This is a genomic window from Streptomyces milbemycinicus, assembly GCF_002154605.1.
GTDB lineage: Bacteria > Actinomycetota > Actinomycetes > Streptomycetales > Streptomycetaceae > Streptomyces > Streptomyces milbemycinicus.
In genome coordinates this window covers 1-506 of sequence record NZ_MUNE01000980.1, presented here as the reverse complement: position 1 = coordinate 506, position 506 = coordinate 1, and the positions used below count along the sequence as shown (strand labels likewise).

Genomic DNA, 506 nt, shown 5'->3' with positions numbered 1-506 from the left:
CCGCACCCGAAGCCCGCCCTGCACCCCATCCCACACCCGGGCCCGGGCACGCACCCGCACCCGACCGGCGATCGCCCACAGGAAACGCCCGCGCGCCCCGACGGGCCGCACCCTGCCCCCAACGCGCCCGTACCCCGGCCCGGCGCGGATAGCCGCGCAGACGCCGAGCTGTACGCGCAAGCCCTCGCCCTGGATGCCACCGCACGGCAGAGCACTGGGCAGCCGGTCAGTATCCGGCAGCTCCGCCGCCACCTGCACCTGGGCCAACGACGCGCCCGGGAACTACGCACCCGGCTCGATACCCACCGCACCCCGGGAGCACCCGCACCCCACACCGCACCCGGCGCCATGCCCGGGGCTGCACCTCACCAGCCGACCACAGATCCACCCGTGGGGGTGAGGGGCGCGGCTTGACTTGTCGGCCGCTGCAGAGCGTCCATGGTGGTCGCCCGCGGATCTACCGCGTAGGCCACGCGCCGCGAGCACCCCGGCCGGGGCTCTCTCTC

1 protein-coding gene is annotated in these 506 nt (G+C 75.7%); it reads right to left on the bottom strand.

Going from position 1 to position 506, the window contains the following annotated elements; genetic code table 11:
• Positions 1-180, bottom strand: a 180-nt coding sequence (locus CCN51_RS56775; protein ID WP_211303334.1) for a hypothetical protein, incomplete at its 3' end; no start/stop codon positions are given.
• Positions 181-506 lie beyond the last annotated feature (326 nt).